General features: G+C 62.1%; 10 protein-coding genes. 8 read left to right on the top strand and 2 right to left on the bottom strand.

Annotation, left to right across the window (positions count from 1 at the left end; translation table 11 throughout):
* Nucleotides 1–141: 141 nt before the first annotated feature.
* The 6 genes from B2R83_RS04370 to B2R83_RS04345 all read left to right on the top strand — a co-directional run bounded on the left by B2R83_RS04370 (nucleotide 142) and on the right by B2R83_RS04345 (nucleotide 8,836).
* Nucleotides 142–1,053, top strand: a complete 912-nt coding sequence (locus tag B2R83_RS04370; RefSeq protein ID WP_292038446.1) for a hypothetical protein — start codon at nucleotides 142–144, stop codon at nucleotides 1,051–1,053.
* Nucleotides 1,054–1,269: 216 nt separating this feature from the next.
* Nucleotides 1,270–2,964: a tyrosinase family protein gene (locus B2R83_RS04365; protein ID WP_292038445.1), complete on the top strand. Its 1,695-nt coding sequence runs from the start codon at nucleotides 1,270–1,272 to the stop codon at nucleotides 2,962–2,964.
* Between the two features lie 161 nt (nucleotides 2,965–3,125).
* Entirely contained in the window at nucleotides 3,126–5,924 is a 2,799-nt protein-coding gene (locus B2R83_RS04360) for a type VI secretion system Vgr family protein (protein ID WP_292038444.1), read from the top strand.
* Between the two features lie 31 nt (nucleotides 5,925–5,955).
* On the top strand, nucleotides 5,956–7,497 hold the full coding sequence (locus tag B2R83_RS04355; protein WP_292038443.1) for a hypothetical protein: 1,542 nt from the start codon (nucleotides 5,956–5,958) through the stop codon (nucleotides 7,495–7,497).
* Nucleotides 7,498–7,523: 26 nt separating this feature from the next.
* Nucleotides 7,524–8,498, top strand: a complete 975-nt coding sequence (locus B2R83_RS04350) for a hypothetical protein (RefSeq protein WP_292038442.1) — start codon at nucleotides 7,524–7,526, stop codon at nucleotides 8,496–8,498.
* Between the two features lie 74 nt (nucleotides 8,499–8,572).
* Complete coding sequence (locus tag B2R83_RS04345; protein WP_292038536.1) at nucleotides 8,573–8,836, top strand: PAAR domain-containing protein; 264 nt, start codon at nucleotides 8,573–8,575, stop codon at nucleotides 8,834–8,836.
* Nucleotides 8,837–8,894: 58 nt separating this feature from the next.
* Here the strand turns inward: B2R83_RS04345 and hemB are convergent, their stop codons facing one another.
* Nucleotides 8,895–9,908 (bottom strand): porphobilinogen synthase, encoded by a 1,014-nt coding sequence (gene hemB, locus B2R83_RS04340; RefSeq protein WP_292038440.1) that lies wholly within the window; start codon nucleotides 9,906–9,908, stop codon nucleotides 8,895–8,897.
* A gap of 33 nt (nucleotides 9,909–9,941) precedes the next feature.
* Nucleotides 9,942–10,652, bottom strand: a complete 711-nt coding sequence (gene yihA / locus B2R83_RS04335; protein ID WP_292038439.1) for a ribosome biogenesis GTP-binding protein YihA/YsxC — start codon at nucleotides 10,650–10,652, stop codon at nucleotides 9,942–9,944.
* Nucleotides 10,653–10,813: 161 nt separating this feature from the next.
* Here yihA and B2R83_RS04330 point away from each other — a divergent pair, with 161 nt between their 5' ends.
* Nucleotides 10,814–11,473 (top strand): c-type cytochrome, encoded by a 660-nt coding sequence (locus B2R83_RS04330; RefSeq protein ID WP_027867231.1) that lies wholly within the window; start codon nucleotides 10,814–10,816, stop codon nucleotides 11,471–11,473.
* Nucleotides 11,474–11,582: 109 nt separating this feature from the next.
* A complete protein-coding gene (locus tag B2R83_RS04325) occupies nucleotides 11,583–13,673 on the top strand; it encodes a cytochrome c biogenesis protein ResB (RefSeq protein WP_292038438.1) in 2,091 nt (696 codons plus the stop codon).
* The last annotated feature ends 5 nt before the right edge of the window (nucleotides 13,674–13,678 follow it).

Here is a 13,678-nt window from a genome sequence, read left to right as displayed (position 1 = left end):
AACATCTCGTAACATCCTTCAAGGGATTCCCAAGGGAGTTGTGTTGCTCTTTAAGTACTTCCAAAGTGCGCGGGCGTCGCAAAACGGTTAGACTGCGGCTCTCGCAGTATTGATAGACGCCGATCAGGAACCCGTTCGACCTTGCGTGACCATTCCCACATCTACGACGAGCACAGCGACGTGTGCACGCACTGCGGCCAGCCCTTGCCGATGCAGGGCCGGCCGGTGCTCACGTACGGCCGCCAGGGACCGAACCGACCGGCGCTGGTCGGTACGATCCTGCTGCACGTCCTGCTGGTCGTGATCTGGCTGTTCCAGCCCGACAAGGATGCGAAGCAGGCCAAGCCGGCCTCGGGCGACGAGGGCAAGGTGGTCTACGTCGCACCGATGCAACAAAAAGAGGCGGAGGCGCCGCGCCAACAGGCTCCCAGGCCCTTGCCCATGCCGTCCATTCCGGTGCCGAAGCAGGAGCGCATCGAGATCGCGCGCCTGCCGGACACGATCACGACCCCGCCGGAAGAGCCTGTTAAAGAAACCAAACCGCCGCAGAAGTTCGACGAGCAGAAGCCCGTCGACATGCAGGACTTCATCAACGCCAAGCGCCGCCAGCGCGGCGCCGCGACCGGCAGCGAGCAGCCGTCGGCCGAGGAAAGCGAATCGGCCAAGGGCATGCGCAATGCGCTGGCCAACATCGCCGCCATCAATGGCCGCGGCCGCGAAGACCGCAACGAGAGCGGCGGCGTGTTCTCGGTGTCGAACAAGACCTTCCACAGCATGGACCTGAAGTTCCGCGGCTGGAACCCGAACTTCCAGCGCCGCTGGCTGACGCAGGTGACGGTGGAGCAGGGCAGCGAGCCCGACATCGAGATCGCCGTGGTCAAGAAGATGATCGAGCTGATCCGCCGCGAAAAGACCGGGGACTTCGAGTGGGATTCGCACCGTCTCGGACGCATCATCAAGCTGAGCGCGCGCCCGCAGGATACCGACCAGCTGATGACCTTCCTGTTCAAGGAAATGTTCCCGGAATACAAGCCACCACCGCATTGGCGTTGAACCCGGGCGGGGACATTCGTATCCCGCCCTTCTTGCCTGCTCGCGGGAAATAGTCTCGATCCCCCGCAATCCCTTACTGATGAGCTTGTTCTTGCCCATATGGTCCCCTCGGTGGACCGTATAGGCTGAGGTCATGCCTGTCCGATCCGGACACGCATCGATTTGCCTGGACAAATTAAGTCCAGACATTGTTCTTCACATCGACGGAGAGCACTTATGACCGACAAGCACCACGAGGTATTCAAGCAGTCGCGCCGCGCAGTCCTGAAGACGGCCGGCCTCGGCCTTTGCGCCGGCATGCTGCCGTTCGGCATGGCCCTGGCAGACGACAAGCCGCGTCGCTACCGCCGCTACAACGCCACCGGCAAGCATGGCAAGCGCATGCTCAAGAGCTATGCCAAGGCCGTGCGCGCCATGCTGGCGCTGCCGCCCGAGGACCCGCGCAACTGGTATCGCCAGGCCATCGTCCACACGATGGACTGCCCGCACGGCAACTGGTGGTTCCTGCCGTGGCACCGCGCCTACCTCGGCTGGTTTGAACAGATTTGCCGCGAGCTGAGCGGCGACCCGCATTTCGCCCTGCCGTACTGGGACTGGACCGTGGACCAGCAGGTGCCCGACGACATGTTCGACGACGTGCTCGATCCCAACCACCCGGCCTACCTGGCGGGCCGCCAGGATTTCGAGCGCATGATCACGGGAGTGATCGCGGGCGCCGGCTACTGGTCGCTGCCCGGCAGCGGTTTCGATGGACGCAGCCAGCTCGGCCAGCTGCTGTCGCGCCGCATCCGTTTCGAGCCGGACCTGCTGTTCGACATGGTGACGGATCCACGCGGCGGCATGTTCTTCGACCAGCCGGGCGCGCGCGGCATCCGGCGCGAGCAGCCGGGCTTCTCGCTGGCCACGGCGGACGCGGTCTCGCCCGCCACCATCCAGGCGGCGCTGGCGGCGCCCGACTTCATCGCCTTCGGCAGCGCCAAGACATCGAACCACCACACCAGCGCCGGTTTCGGCATCCTGGAAGCCCGCCCGCACAATTCGATCCACCGCTGCGTCGGTTCGCGCGACTGCAATTTCGTCGAAGCGCGCGGTTTCATGACCGACATGCTGTCCCCGGTCGACCCGATTTTCTTCCTGCACCACGCCAACATGGATCGCCTGTGGGACGTGTGGACCCGCAAGCAGATGCAGCTCGGCCTGCCTTTCCTGCCGGCCGGCTACGAGCTGCGCACCGACCTGCCGGACGAGCAGAAATCCGCGGCGGAACGGGCCAGCGACTACTACCGTTGGGCGCGCGATCCGCTGCTGTTCTTCGTCAATGCCAAGGGCCAGCCCGTGAGCCAGACCCGGGCCGGGGACTATGCCTGGATGACGCCGTTCGGCTACGACTACGAGCCCGGCTCCGGAGAGGATCTGATTCCCAGGTATGCCGTCGCGAGCCAGAACGGCAGGCGCGCCCGCGTCGTCGGCAGCGTGCAGCGGCGCGAGGTGTCCGAAGCCGCCCCGGCCAGCGCGGTGGCGCACCTGCCCGGTGCGACGATCGAGGCGGCGCGGACGGCCGGGCAGGTGCTGGTGGCGAACGTCACCCTCAACTTCCCGCAGATGTCGCACGACGCCTTCATGGTGATCCTGAACGGACCGGACGACCTGTCGCACGTGGACGCTTCCAGCCCGCACTACCTGGCCACCATCATGATGTTCGGCCACCGCGGCGCCCACGGCGCGCTGACCTACAGCCTGCCGCTGAGCGAGAAGCTGCGCCAGTTGCCGCCGGCGGACGGCAAGATCCGGCTGCGCGTCGTGCCGATGTGCGGGCCGGATTGCCACGAGCAAGGTCACGACCATCAGCACCACGACAAGGTCCATGGCGACGCGGTGGAACTGGTGGCGGTAAGCATCGAGGCGTATTGAGCATCGTCGTCGAGGGGTCTCCATATAACGAGACCCCTTCCCGTAACGGTCCCAAGCGTCGGCTTGTCTAGCACAGAAAAACTGAGTTGACCATTATCAAGACCGGCAATTGCCGTGTCTGGCACTTTTGACGTTCAGTCTTTTCTCCAGGAAGAGTTTCAATGAACTTTCTGAACGTCTCGGGCCTCCCGCTCGCGCTCACCCAGTCGCATCGTCCAATCCGTCTTCGCCTGCTCCACCCGCAATCCGTTCTCGATGACATCTTGTTGGTCAAGCATGTCAGCGGCCGGGAAACCCTGTGCGGCGGCATTGAGTATCGCTTGCTGTGCGTCTCGACCCAGGCAGGCCTTCCACTCAAGGAATTCATTGCCTTGCCAACGGAACTGCAGTTCGTCACGGATCGAGGAGGCTTACGTTCGGTGTGCGGTATCGTCGCCCAGGCATGCTCCGGGCAAAGCGATGGTGGACTTGCGACCTACCAGCTCGTTGTGCGAGACGCATTGGCGTTGATGGAGCGGCGTACGAACACCCGTGTGTTTCGTGCAATGAACGAAGTCGACATTAGCATCGCGGTCATCCGCGAGTGGAGGAGCATCAATCCGGTGCTGGCCAAGGCTTTCGACGTCGATACCGCCGGTATCACAGGCGTCTATTCAGCGCGCGAATTCACGATGCAGCACAACGAATCGGATGCGGCCTTCCTGCGCCGATTATGGAAGCGGCAAGGGATTGCATGGGGCTTCCGCCCGGGGCAAGCCAGCGAGCCCCACAGTCCAGGCATGGCTTCTCACACGCTGGTGCTCTTCGATACGCCGCACTCATTGCAGCAGAATGCAGCCGGCACGGTGCGCTTTCATCGCGATGCCGCTACCGAAACGCGCGACGGTGTGATCAACTGGAGTGCCGTTCGCAACCTGGCGCCAGGCAGCATTGCCCGCCAGAGCTGGGATCACAAGCAAGGCCGGATGATGTCGACCCAATGGCCGACCAATCTGCGACAAGGCGAGTACGGCGATCAGTTCGCGTTCAGCCTGGACGACTACCAGATCGACGCCCCTCATCTCGGTGACGATGAGAGCGACTACCGCAGGCTGGGCGAGTTGAGGATGCAGCGCCATGAATATGAAGCCAAGTGCTTTCATGGCGAAAGCGGAGTACGCGATCTTTGTGTCGGGCAGTGGTTTCGGTTAGAGGGCCACCCTGACATCGATACGCATGCGGACGATGAACGCGAGTTCGTGCTAACGGACCTGTCGCTGGTCGCCGAGAACAATCTTCCCAACGACCTTGAAGAACGGACACGGCGCCTGTTTGCAGCCAACGCCTGGCAGTTGGACTCGGTCGATGGCACGCTGGCGCAGGCAAGCGCCGAGCGCGACGTGAAATACACCAATCGCTTCACTTGCGTGCGCCGTGGTATTCCCATCGTACCGGCGTACGACATGTCGACCGATCTGCCGCGCGTGCGCTTGCAGTCCGCACTCGTGGTCGGGCCGCCGGGCGAAGAAGTGCATTGCGACGCGCTCGGGCGCATCAAGTTGCGCTTTCCTGGAACGCGCGAACAAGACCATCAAGAGGGGGCGGGCGCCAGCAATACCGACCGCGATTCGGCTTGGGTGCGGGTCGCCAGTCATTGGGCCGGCGACCAGTGGGGCGCCATCACCCTGCCGCGCGTCGGGGACGAGGTGCTGGTGGATTTCCTGGGAGGCGACCCCGACAAGCCGATTGTCGTCGGCCGCGTGTTCGGCGGCAGGACGCCGCCGCCGACGTTCAGCCATGCAGGCGATTTGCCCGGCAACCGCTTCCTGGCAGGCATCAAGAGCAAGGAGGTGCAGGGTACGCGCTGTAACCAGCTCAGGCTGGACGACACCCCGGGGCAGATCAGTGCGCAACTGGCGAGCGAACATGGGCATAGCCAGCTGAATCTCGGCTGGCTGACGCACCCGCGCAGGGAAGGAGAAGGTGAGGCGCGTGGAGAAGGCGCCGAACTGCGCAGCGATCACTCGGTCGTGCTGCGCGCCGCGCGGCTCATGCTGCTCACGACGCAGGCCATGCTCGGCGCATCGGGCAAGCAGCTCGAACGCGAGCCTCTGTTGGCGCTGCTGGAAGGATCGGAAGGGCTGCTCAAGGAACTGGGGGAGTTTGCGGCTCAGCATCAGGCGATGCCTGTCGATCTCGCGTCGCATCGGCAATTGGCGCAGGACCTGCAAGGGGCGGGAAACGCGGAGCAGGGAAGCGCGCCGCTGATCGCCCAGTATGCTGCTGGTGGATTCGTCAGCGGCACGCCGGAATCAATCGTCAGCTACAGCGGCCGGCAGCAGACCATCGCGGCGCAGCAGCACATCCAGGCCGTTGCCGGACAGCGTTTCAACATCCAGGCCGGGAAGGGTATGTCGCTGTTCGCGCACGCAGACGGCATGAAGCATATTGCCCGCGCCGGCAAGCTCGATATCCAGGCGCAGCAGGACAGCATCGGCGTGGCCGCGGACCGCGACGTCAGGATCACCGCCAGCAAGGGCGAAATCGTGATCGCGGCCAAGACCAGCCTCACGCTGCTGTGCGGCGGCGCCTACATCAAGATCGCGGACGGCAAGATCGAGCAAGGCTGCGCCGGCGATTTCACCGTCAAGGCCGGCATGCACAAATGGGATGGCCCTGCTCAGCAGGAGGCGCAACTACCGTTCTTTCCATCCGCCGAACAGACTAACTGGCTAAAACTCGATCTGGATGGTTACCAAGGAGCGGCGATGGCTGGCGTGTCCTATACCCTGCATTTCGCAGATGGGCAGACGAAAGACGGCACCCTCGATGGCAGTGGCATGGCCGAGGAGCGCAACCTGCCCGACACCGTCTCGAAAGTCGTCTATCACAACGATCCGGCGGCCAGGGATGAGCCGAGGCCGACAGGTGGAGATTTGCTGTCCAGTCTGGATTTGCTCGTGGCCGGGCGCCGGACCTGATCGATACCTTCCGCGACCCGAGGAGGAAATGATGGCGGACCAGACCCTCGATGCACTGAACGAGGTACACGGGCAGGCAAAACCGGACGATGTCGGGATAGGCGAGTGGATCTGGGGAGCCTTGCAAGGCGACTTCAATGCCGAGCGGTCGACCGGGCAGATCGGCTTCGACATGGTGGTGTCCCTGATTCCGATCGTCGATACCTTGTGCGACCTGCGCGACCTGTGCGCGAACATCCGGCATTACCGCAAGGATCCGAGCAACAAGGTGACGCTGTTCTTCATGGCTACCACGGTGGTCGGCTTCATTCCGGAAGTCGGCACCGTCGTCAAGAGCGCGCTGCGCCTGGTGTGGGTCTACCTGAAGCCGCTGGTCAGGCATGCCGACGACATTACCAATACGAGCAAACTGATCGCTGCCGCAGGCAAGGCATGCGATGCCGCACTGCCGAAGATCACCGAATACCTGCAGCACAACCGTGTGGCGAAGTGGGCGACCGACGGCAAGCTGCCGGATATCTACCAGTTCGCGGCGAAGACGATCCGTGAGGCGGGAGACAAGCTCAATCCAGCCAAGCTGCGAGCCATGCTGGATGAGAAGTTCGACGACCTGAAGGCGCTGCTGGAGAAAATCAGGCCGATTGTGCCGAGCAATGTGCGCGAGCATCTCGATGAGCTGCTGAAGTTTGTCGATGCGAAGCGGCGCGCCATCAGCGCGGCAGTCCAGACCTTTGCCAAGCCGGTGCAGACGGTGCTGAAGGTGATTGCGAAGAAGCTGGATGACCAGGCGTGGAAGGTCGAGACTTACCGAACAAATAGAGGATGGATTGCGCCGATTTCCGAATCGGGATCGGCAAGGCTGATCAATGCGAAGCCGCCGAAGTGGGCAACAAGGCGGCCCGAAGAAATGAAATTTCCTCCAATGGAAATGAATGAAGAGATTGATGAGCTGGTGAAAAACTATCCAGAGCACCCGCCGCTCGAGAAATGGCTAGTTGAAACATTTGCGAATAAAGGAAAGAGGATTCAAGCAGACGCAATCAAAGGACCGGCAAAGCTCTACCGTATTGTTGACCCTTCCAACGAAGGGGCAGGCGTATTCTGGATGACGGAAGCGGAGTTCAAGTCGATCAAGAGTCGCGATGAATGGCGCAGCAAGTTTGCCGTCAAGCCGGAATGGAACCAGAACGGGTGGGTCGTGGAATACGAAGTCAGGGCCGGGGAGTCATTGAACGTATGGCGCGGTCCTGCGGCCAGTCAAAATCTCAACGGGACTGACTACTACTTGGAAGGCGGCGGAGAGCAGATCGTATTCTTTCCCCAAAAAAGGGACGAGATGGTGCAGGCTTTACCACGGATTAACCGGGAGACTGGACTGCCCCTCCAGACACGGGATGGCATAGATCGCCGCGTAGAGTACATCGATGTGACAGGAGAGCTGTCCCCTGTAAAACTGCGGTCAAAAATTACGGATGCGCATATCAAAGGGCCGACAGAAACCGGTTGGGGTGCGACAGACTATACGCATCAAGAAGCCAAACGGATTCTGTTGACTGTACCGGCATCGAAATAGCAATGTTCCTTTAATCGGAGAGCAATATGAGAGACATGAATTTGGAAGCTGCCATCTGGCATCTATTCACATCACTGGACTTCCTTGAAGCGGCAGCACGTGAGTGCGAAGACACAATGGAGTGGTTCGGCACACTTGCAATCTCGAGAGGCGTTCCGGGTTTCGGCAGGAACAACGAGATCTTTGACAAGTTCAAGGCATTCGCGCGAGATTTTCGACGTGGTGCAGAATTGGCGAAACTTGGCGATTATAAATTCATTTGGAATATGGCCGGTTCCGTGCGCGGAGATGTCCGCGGAATGATGGAGCAACCGCTCCACAGTTGGATGACCAACGCTGAGTATCAAGAGTTTAGCGACATGAGGATCAGTCGTCTCTTGACATACGCTGGGCAAATCACCCGGGCACTAAACAATGGAATGATCAAGGGGAAGAGCTTCTTTCACCCGAGCCCGGAATGTCCTGAAAGAGCGAATGATGATGACGGATTTCCAGGGGAAGAAATCATCAAGTCATATCGCTGGAATAAAGATCGTTATAAGTTACTTTCATCATGGGACTTGCCCGAGCCCTTGCCGGAATATGTGATCGACAGATCGGTCGCATGCAAGACGGGGGCCGAGGTCCCCTGGACCGGTGTGTGGTATCCAGAAACCGGACTGGAAAGGTACAGTTTAACGTTTGCCATCAAGGGCATGAAGATGCAGCCAGCATTCCGAATTATCAAGACTAAGGAAGAACTCAAAGCCGAGGGTGCTTACCTGCCCAGCACCGAAACGGTCGCTGTCGCAACGACCTGGCATCCCCTTATCCCATCCGGACGCCCGGTCCAACAGGATGCTGGCCTGATGAGCAAGGCGGGCGAGACGTGCCCGAAAACAGGCGTCTGGCAAGCAGCTGACATGAGTGCATTGGAGCGAACTTTCGAGGCTGGCGAGCCGATGCCCAGCCTCGGATCGGCATATGGACTGACCGTCTGGAGATGGCTGCGCGAACGCTGAATCGCTGATCTTGCAGTTGTTGACGGGCTATCTGTTCGACCGGCTATACCCCATAAGGCAAATGGAGAAACATGATGAAAGGTGTAATTCGCTTCGGCGACACGACCACCCACGGCGGCAAGGTCGTCGCCGCTTCCGGCATGGCACGCGTGCACGGCATTACGGTAGCCCGGCAGGGAGATGCATGTCTTTGCCCCATCAAAGGGCATTCGCCATGCGTGATCGCGGAAGGCGATCCGAAAGTGTTGCTTGGGGGTGTCCCTGTCGCCTTCGAAGGACACAAGACCTCATGCGGCGCGACACTCATGTCGTCCGCGCCGACGTCCGGCAAAGTATAGCCCCGGTATCTTGCCAGCATATCCAACCACCAGGCTCGGGGACGGTTCAGCTAGACGTTTATGTCTGCGCCTTCAACTTGCGCGCCACATCCAGCGCGAAATAGGTCAGCACGCCGTCGGCGCCGGCGCGCTTGAAGGCCATCATCGATTCCATCATGACCTTGTCATGGTCCAGCCAGCCGTTCTGGGCCGCCGCCTTCAGCATCGCGTACTCGCCGCTGACCTGGTAGGCAAAGGTCGGCACCTTGAACTCGTCCTTCACGCGGCGCACCACGTCGAGGTAGGGCATGCCCGGCTTGACCATCACCATGTCGGCGCCTTCGGCCAGGTCGAGCGCCACTTCGCGCAGCGCTTCGTCGCTGTTGCCCGGATCCATCTGGTAGGTGTTCTTGTCCGCCTTGCCCAGGTTGGCGCTTGATCCGACCGCGTCGCGGAACGGGCCGTAGAAGCTCGATGCATACTTGGCCGAGTAGGCCATGATGCGGGTATGGATGTGTCCGTTCTCTTCGAGCGCACCGCGAATTGCTCCGATCCTGCCGTCCATCATGTCCGAGGGCGCCACCACGTCCACGCCGGCCTCGGCCTGCGCCAGCGACTGGCGAATCAGCATCTCGATGGTCTTCTCGTTGACGATGTAGCCGTTCTCGTCCGGCAGGCCGTCCTGGCCGTGGGTGGTGTAGGGATCGAGAGCGACGTCGGTCATGATGCCCAGTTCCGGGAAGCGGCGCTTCAGCTCGCGCACGGCGCGCGGCACCAGGCCTTCCGGATTGGTCGCCTCGACGCCGTCATAGGTCTTGAGCGAGGCATCGACCACCGGGAACAGCGCCAGCATCGGGATGCCCAGCGCCACGCATTCCTCGGCCACCGTCAAGAGCAGGTCCACCGACACCCGCTCCACGCCCGGCATCGAGGCCACCTGCTGGCGCTGGTTCTCGCCGTCGAGGATGAAGACCGGGTAGATCAGGTCGGAGGCGGTGACGACGTTTTCGCGCATCAGGGCGCGCGAGAACGGGTCGCGGCGCATGCGGCGCATGCGGGCGGCAGGATAGGTGGCGGGAGTGATGATGGTCATGTCAGTTCCAAGGTTGTCCCGGTGAACCCGGGATTATTCCGAATCCGAATCTTCGTCAGCGTCGTCCAGGGCCGCGTCCTCGCGATCGAGCCCCAGCAGCTCGAGGATCTTGGCGTCCGCCTCCTCGATGCCGATGCGCTTGAGCGCTGAGAACAGCTGCACCGTGAAGGGGAAGCCTTCGCCTTCCTCGTCGACGTAGCTGTCGAGGATCTTCTGCGCCTGGCGCAGGACGTTGGTCTTCTCGTTCTGGTTGAGCTTGTCGGCCTTGGTCAGGATGCAGTGGATCGGCTTGCCGGTCGGGGCGAACCATTCCAGCATCTGCACGTCGAGGTCGGTGAAGGGGCGGCGCGAGTCCATGATGAGGACCAGCGCGGCCAACTGCTCGCGGCGCTGGACGTAGTCGCCCAGCAGCTTCTGCCAGTGCAGCTTGGCCGTGCCCGACACTTCGGCATAGCCGTAGCCCGGCAGGTCGACCAGCAGGGCGCGGATTTCTTCGACGATGGTCGGGTCCTTGCGGTGCTGGGCTACGTGGGCGCCGCCGATCGAGAAGTAATTGATGTGCTGGGTGCGGCCAGGGGTCTTCGAGGCGAACGCCAGGCCCTTCTGGTTGGTGAGGATGTTGATCGCCGTGGATTTGCCCGCGTTCGAGCGCCCGGCGAAGGCGATTTCGGGCACATGGGTGCCGGGAAGGTCGCGCAACTGGTTAACGGTCGTGAAGAACCGGGCCTGCCAAAGTTTGGACATAAGGGGAAGGTTTAAATGACAACGAAATGGCGATAGGGAAACAAAGCTATTGTACAATAAGGGGTTGAACCATGCTCCGCCCCGGGGGAGCGCCAGTAAGGCCGCTGCACTGTTTCACTGTAAATTCCAAAATCTGTTTTTGACTTTTTCAGGGTGCTTGTATGAATCGTTTGACGTTTCCGCTTTTGAAGTCCTTGTTGGTTGCAAGCCTGGTCCTGTGCGGTAGTGCCTCTGCGGCGCCGCAAACCGCCGTCGCCAAGGCCGACCCGGCCAAGGGCGGAACCCTCTACGATGCGGGCGATGCCGCGCGCGGCCTGCCGGCCTGCATGTCCTGCCACGGCGCCGCCGGCAACTCGACCATCGTCGCCAACCCCAAGCTGGCCGGCCAGATCGACGCCTATACCCACAAGCAGCTGGTCGACTTCACCACCCCGAACCGCCAGAACCCGATCATGACGCCGTACTCGAAGATGCTGACCGAGGACGAGAAACGCAACATCGCCGCCTACCTCGCCACCCAGAAGGCCAAGCCGGGCGCCGCCAAGAACAAGGACACCGTCGAGCTGGGCCGCAAGATCTACCGCGGCGGCATCGCCGAGAAGGGCGTCGCCGCCTGCGCCAGCTGCCACGGCGCCACCGGCAGCGGCATCCCGGCCCAGTACCCGCGCCTGTCGGGCCAGCACCAGGATTACACCTATGCCCAGCTGGACGCCTTCAAGACCGGCACCCGCAAGAACAGTGTCCAGATGACCACGCTGGCACAGCGCATGTCGCCGGAAGAAATGAAGGCGGTGTCCGACTATATCGCGGGCCTCAAGTAAGCAGCGCCACGATATGAAAAAGAAGGGGCGGCGGCGCTGAGCTGGCTGCCCTTTTTGCTGTATGCTCGGCAGGTTTGCCCGGTTTCCTGGGCGCTGTAGAAGATAGAACATGAGTACCACCGGAATTGAACTGAACACCCGCCGCCGCGGGTTCGCCGAAGCGGTCGAGCTGGTGTCGTCGATGCGCTTCGCCATCAGCCTGCTCACGATCGTCGCCATCGCCTCGGTCATCGGCACCGTCCTCAAGCAGAACGAGCCGATGCCGAACTACGTGAACCAGTTCGGTCCGTTCTGGTTCGAGGTGTTCGCCAAACTCGGCCTGTACAACGTGTACACGAGCTGGTGGTTCCTGCTGATCCTGGTCTTCCTGATCGTTTCCACCGCCCTGTGCGTGGTGCGCAATGCGCCGAAGATGGTGCGCGACATGCGCAGCTGGCGCGAGCACGTGCGCGAGGAATCGCTGCGCAACTTCCACCACAAGCTTGAGTGGACCGCGCCGGTGGCCCGCACCCTTCTTGCCGCCCAGACCGCCGAACGCCTGCGCCACGCCGGCTACGCGGTCAAGCTGGTCGAAAAGGATGGCGGCATGCTGGTGGCGGCGAAGAAGGGCGCCGGCAACAAGTTCGGCTACATCTTCGCGCACACCGCCATTATCGTGATCCTGCTGGGCGGCATGCTCGACTCGGAGATGCCGGTCAAGTTCCAGCAGTGGTTCTTCGGCAAGACGCCGTTCGGCGGCAGCGGCGTGATCGCCGACATCCCGGCCCAGCACCGCCTCGGCATCTCGAACCCGACCTTCCGCGGCAATACCCTGATCGCCGAAGGCCAGACCAGCGATACGGCCCTGCTGCCGCAGGCCTCGGGCGTGCTGGTGCAGGAACTGCCGTTCTCGATCAAGCTCGAAAAATTCCACATCGATTTCTACTCGACCGGCATGCCCAAGCTGTTCGCCAGCGACGTGATCGTGCGCGACCACGAGACCGGCAAGACCTTCCCGGCCTCGATCAGGGTCAACCACCCGCTGATCTACAAGGGCATCGCCGTCTACCAGTCGAGCTTCGACGATGGCGGCAGCAAGCTCAAGCTGACCGGTTTCCCGATGAGCGGCACGGCCGACAAGGCCTTCCAGATCGAAGGCACGGTCGGATCCAGTACCGAGCTCAAGCAGGGCGACGAGACCTGGTCAGTGGAATGGTCGGGCTTCCGTCCTTTCAACGTCGAGAACATCGCGGCCAACCAGGACGCCCGTGCGGTCGCGAAGAACACCTCGTTCAACGAGCAGCTCAGCGCGACGCTCGGCAAGGCATCCGGCTCGGCGGCCAGGACCGACCATGCCAAGGACCTGAAGAACGTCGGCCCGAGCGTGCAGTACAAGCTGCGCGACAAGACCGGCCAGGCGCGCGAGTTCATGAACTACATGCAGCCGCTCACGCTCGACGGCGCCCAGGTCTACCTGGCTGGCGTGCGCAACAATCCGCAGGAAAACTTCAGCTTCCTGCGCATTCCGGCGGATGCCGACTACAGCGTGCGCACCTGGATGCGCCTGCGCGCGGCGCTGGCCGACGCTTCGCTGCGGCAGGATGCGGCCCGGCGCTACGCGGCGCGTGCGCTGGCGCCGGAACAGCAGGCGGGCCTGGGCGGCCAGCTGGAAGAGTCCGCGGCGCGTACCCTGGCCATCTTCGCCGGCGAGAACGGGGGACGCGGCGGCTTCATCGGCGTGTCGCAGTTCCTGGAAAAGATTCCGCAGGCCGAGCAGGAAAAGGCCGCCAACATCTTCATGAAGATGCTCAACGGCGCCCTGTGGGAGCTGTGGCAGGCCGCCAACGCGCGTGCCGGACTGCCGGCCGTCGAGGCGAGCGAGGCCAACGGCCGCTTCCTGCAGTTGGCCACCAATGCGCTGTCGGACAGCGTGTTCTACGGCGCCCCGGTCTACCTGCAGCTGGAAGAGTTCACCGAAGTGAAAGCCTCGGTGCTGCAGCTGACCCGTTCGCCGGGCAAGAACATCGTCTACCTCGGCTGCCTGCTGCTGGTGGCAGGCGTGTTCGCAATGTTTTATATTCGTGAACGGCGCATGTGGGTGTGGGTCCGCGATACCGAGCATGGCGCCCATGCGCTGATGGCCATGAGCACCCAGCGCAAGACGCTCGACTTCGAACGCGAATTCGACGATTTGAAAGTGAAACTGCCGCAGCCGGCCTGAAGCCC

This window comes from Massilia sp. UBA6681, assembly GCF_002454935.1.
Taxonomy (GTDB): domain Bacteria; phylum Pseudomonadota; class Gammaproteobacteria; order Burkholderiales; family Burkholderiaceae_D; genus Telluria; species Telluria varians.
This window is presented reverse-complemented; position numbering and strand designations above follow the sequence as displayed.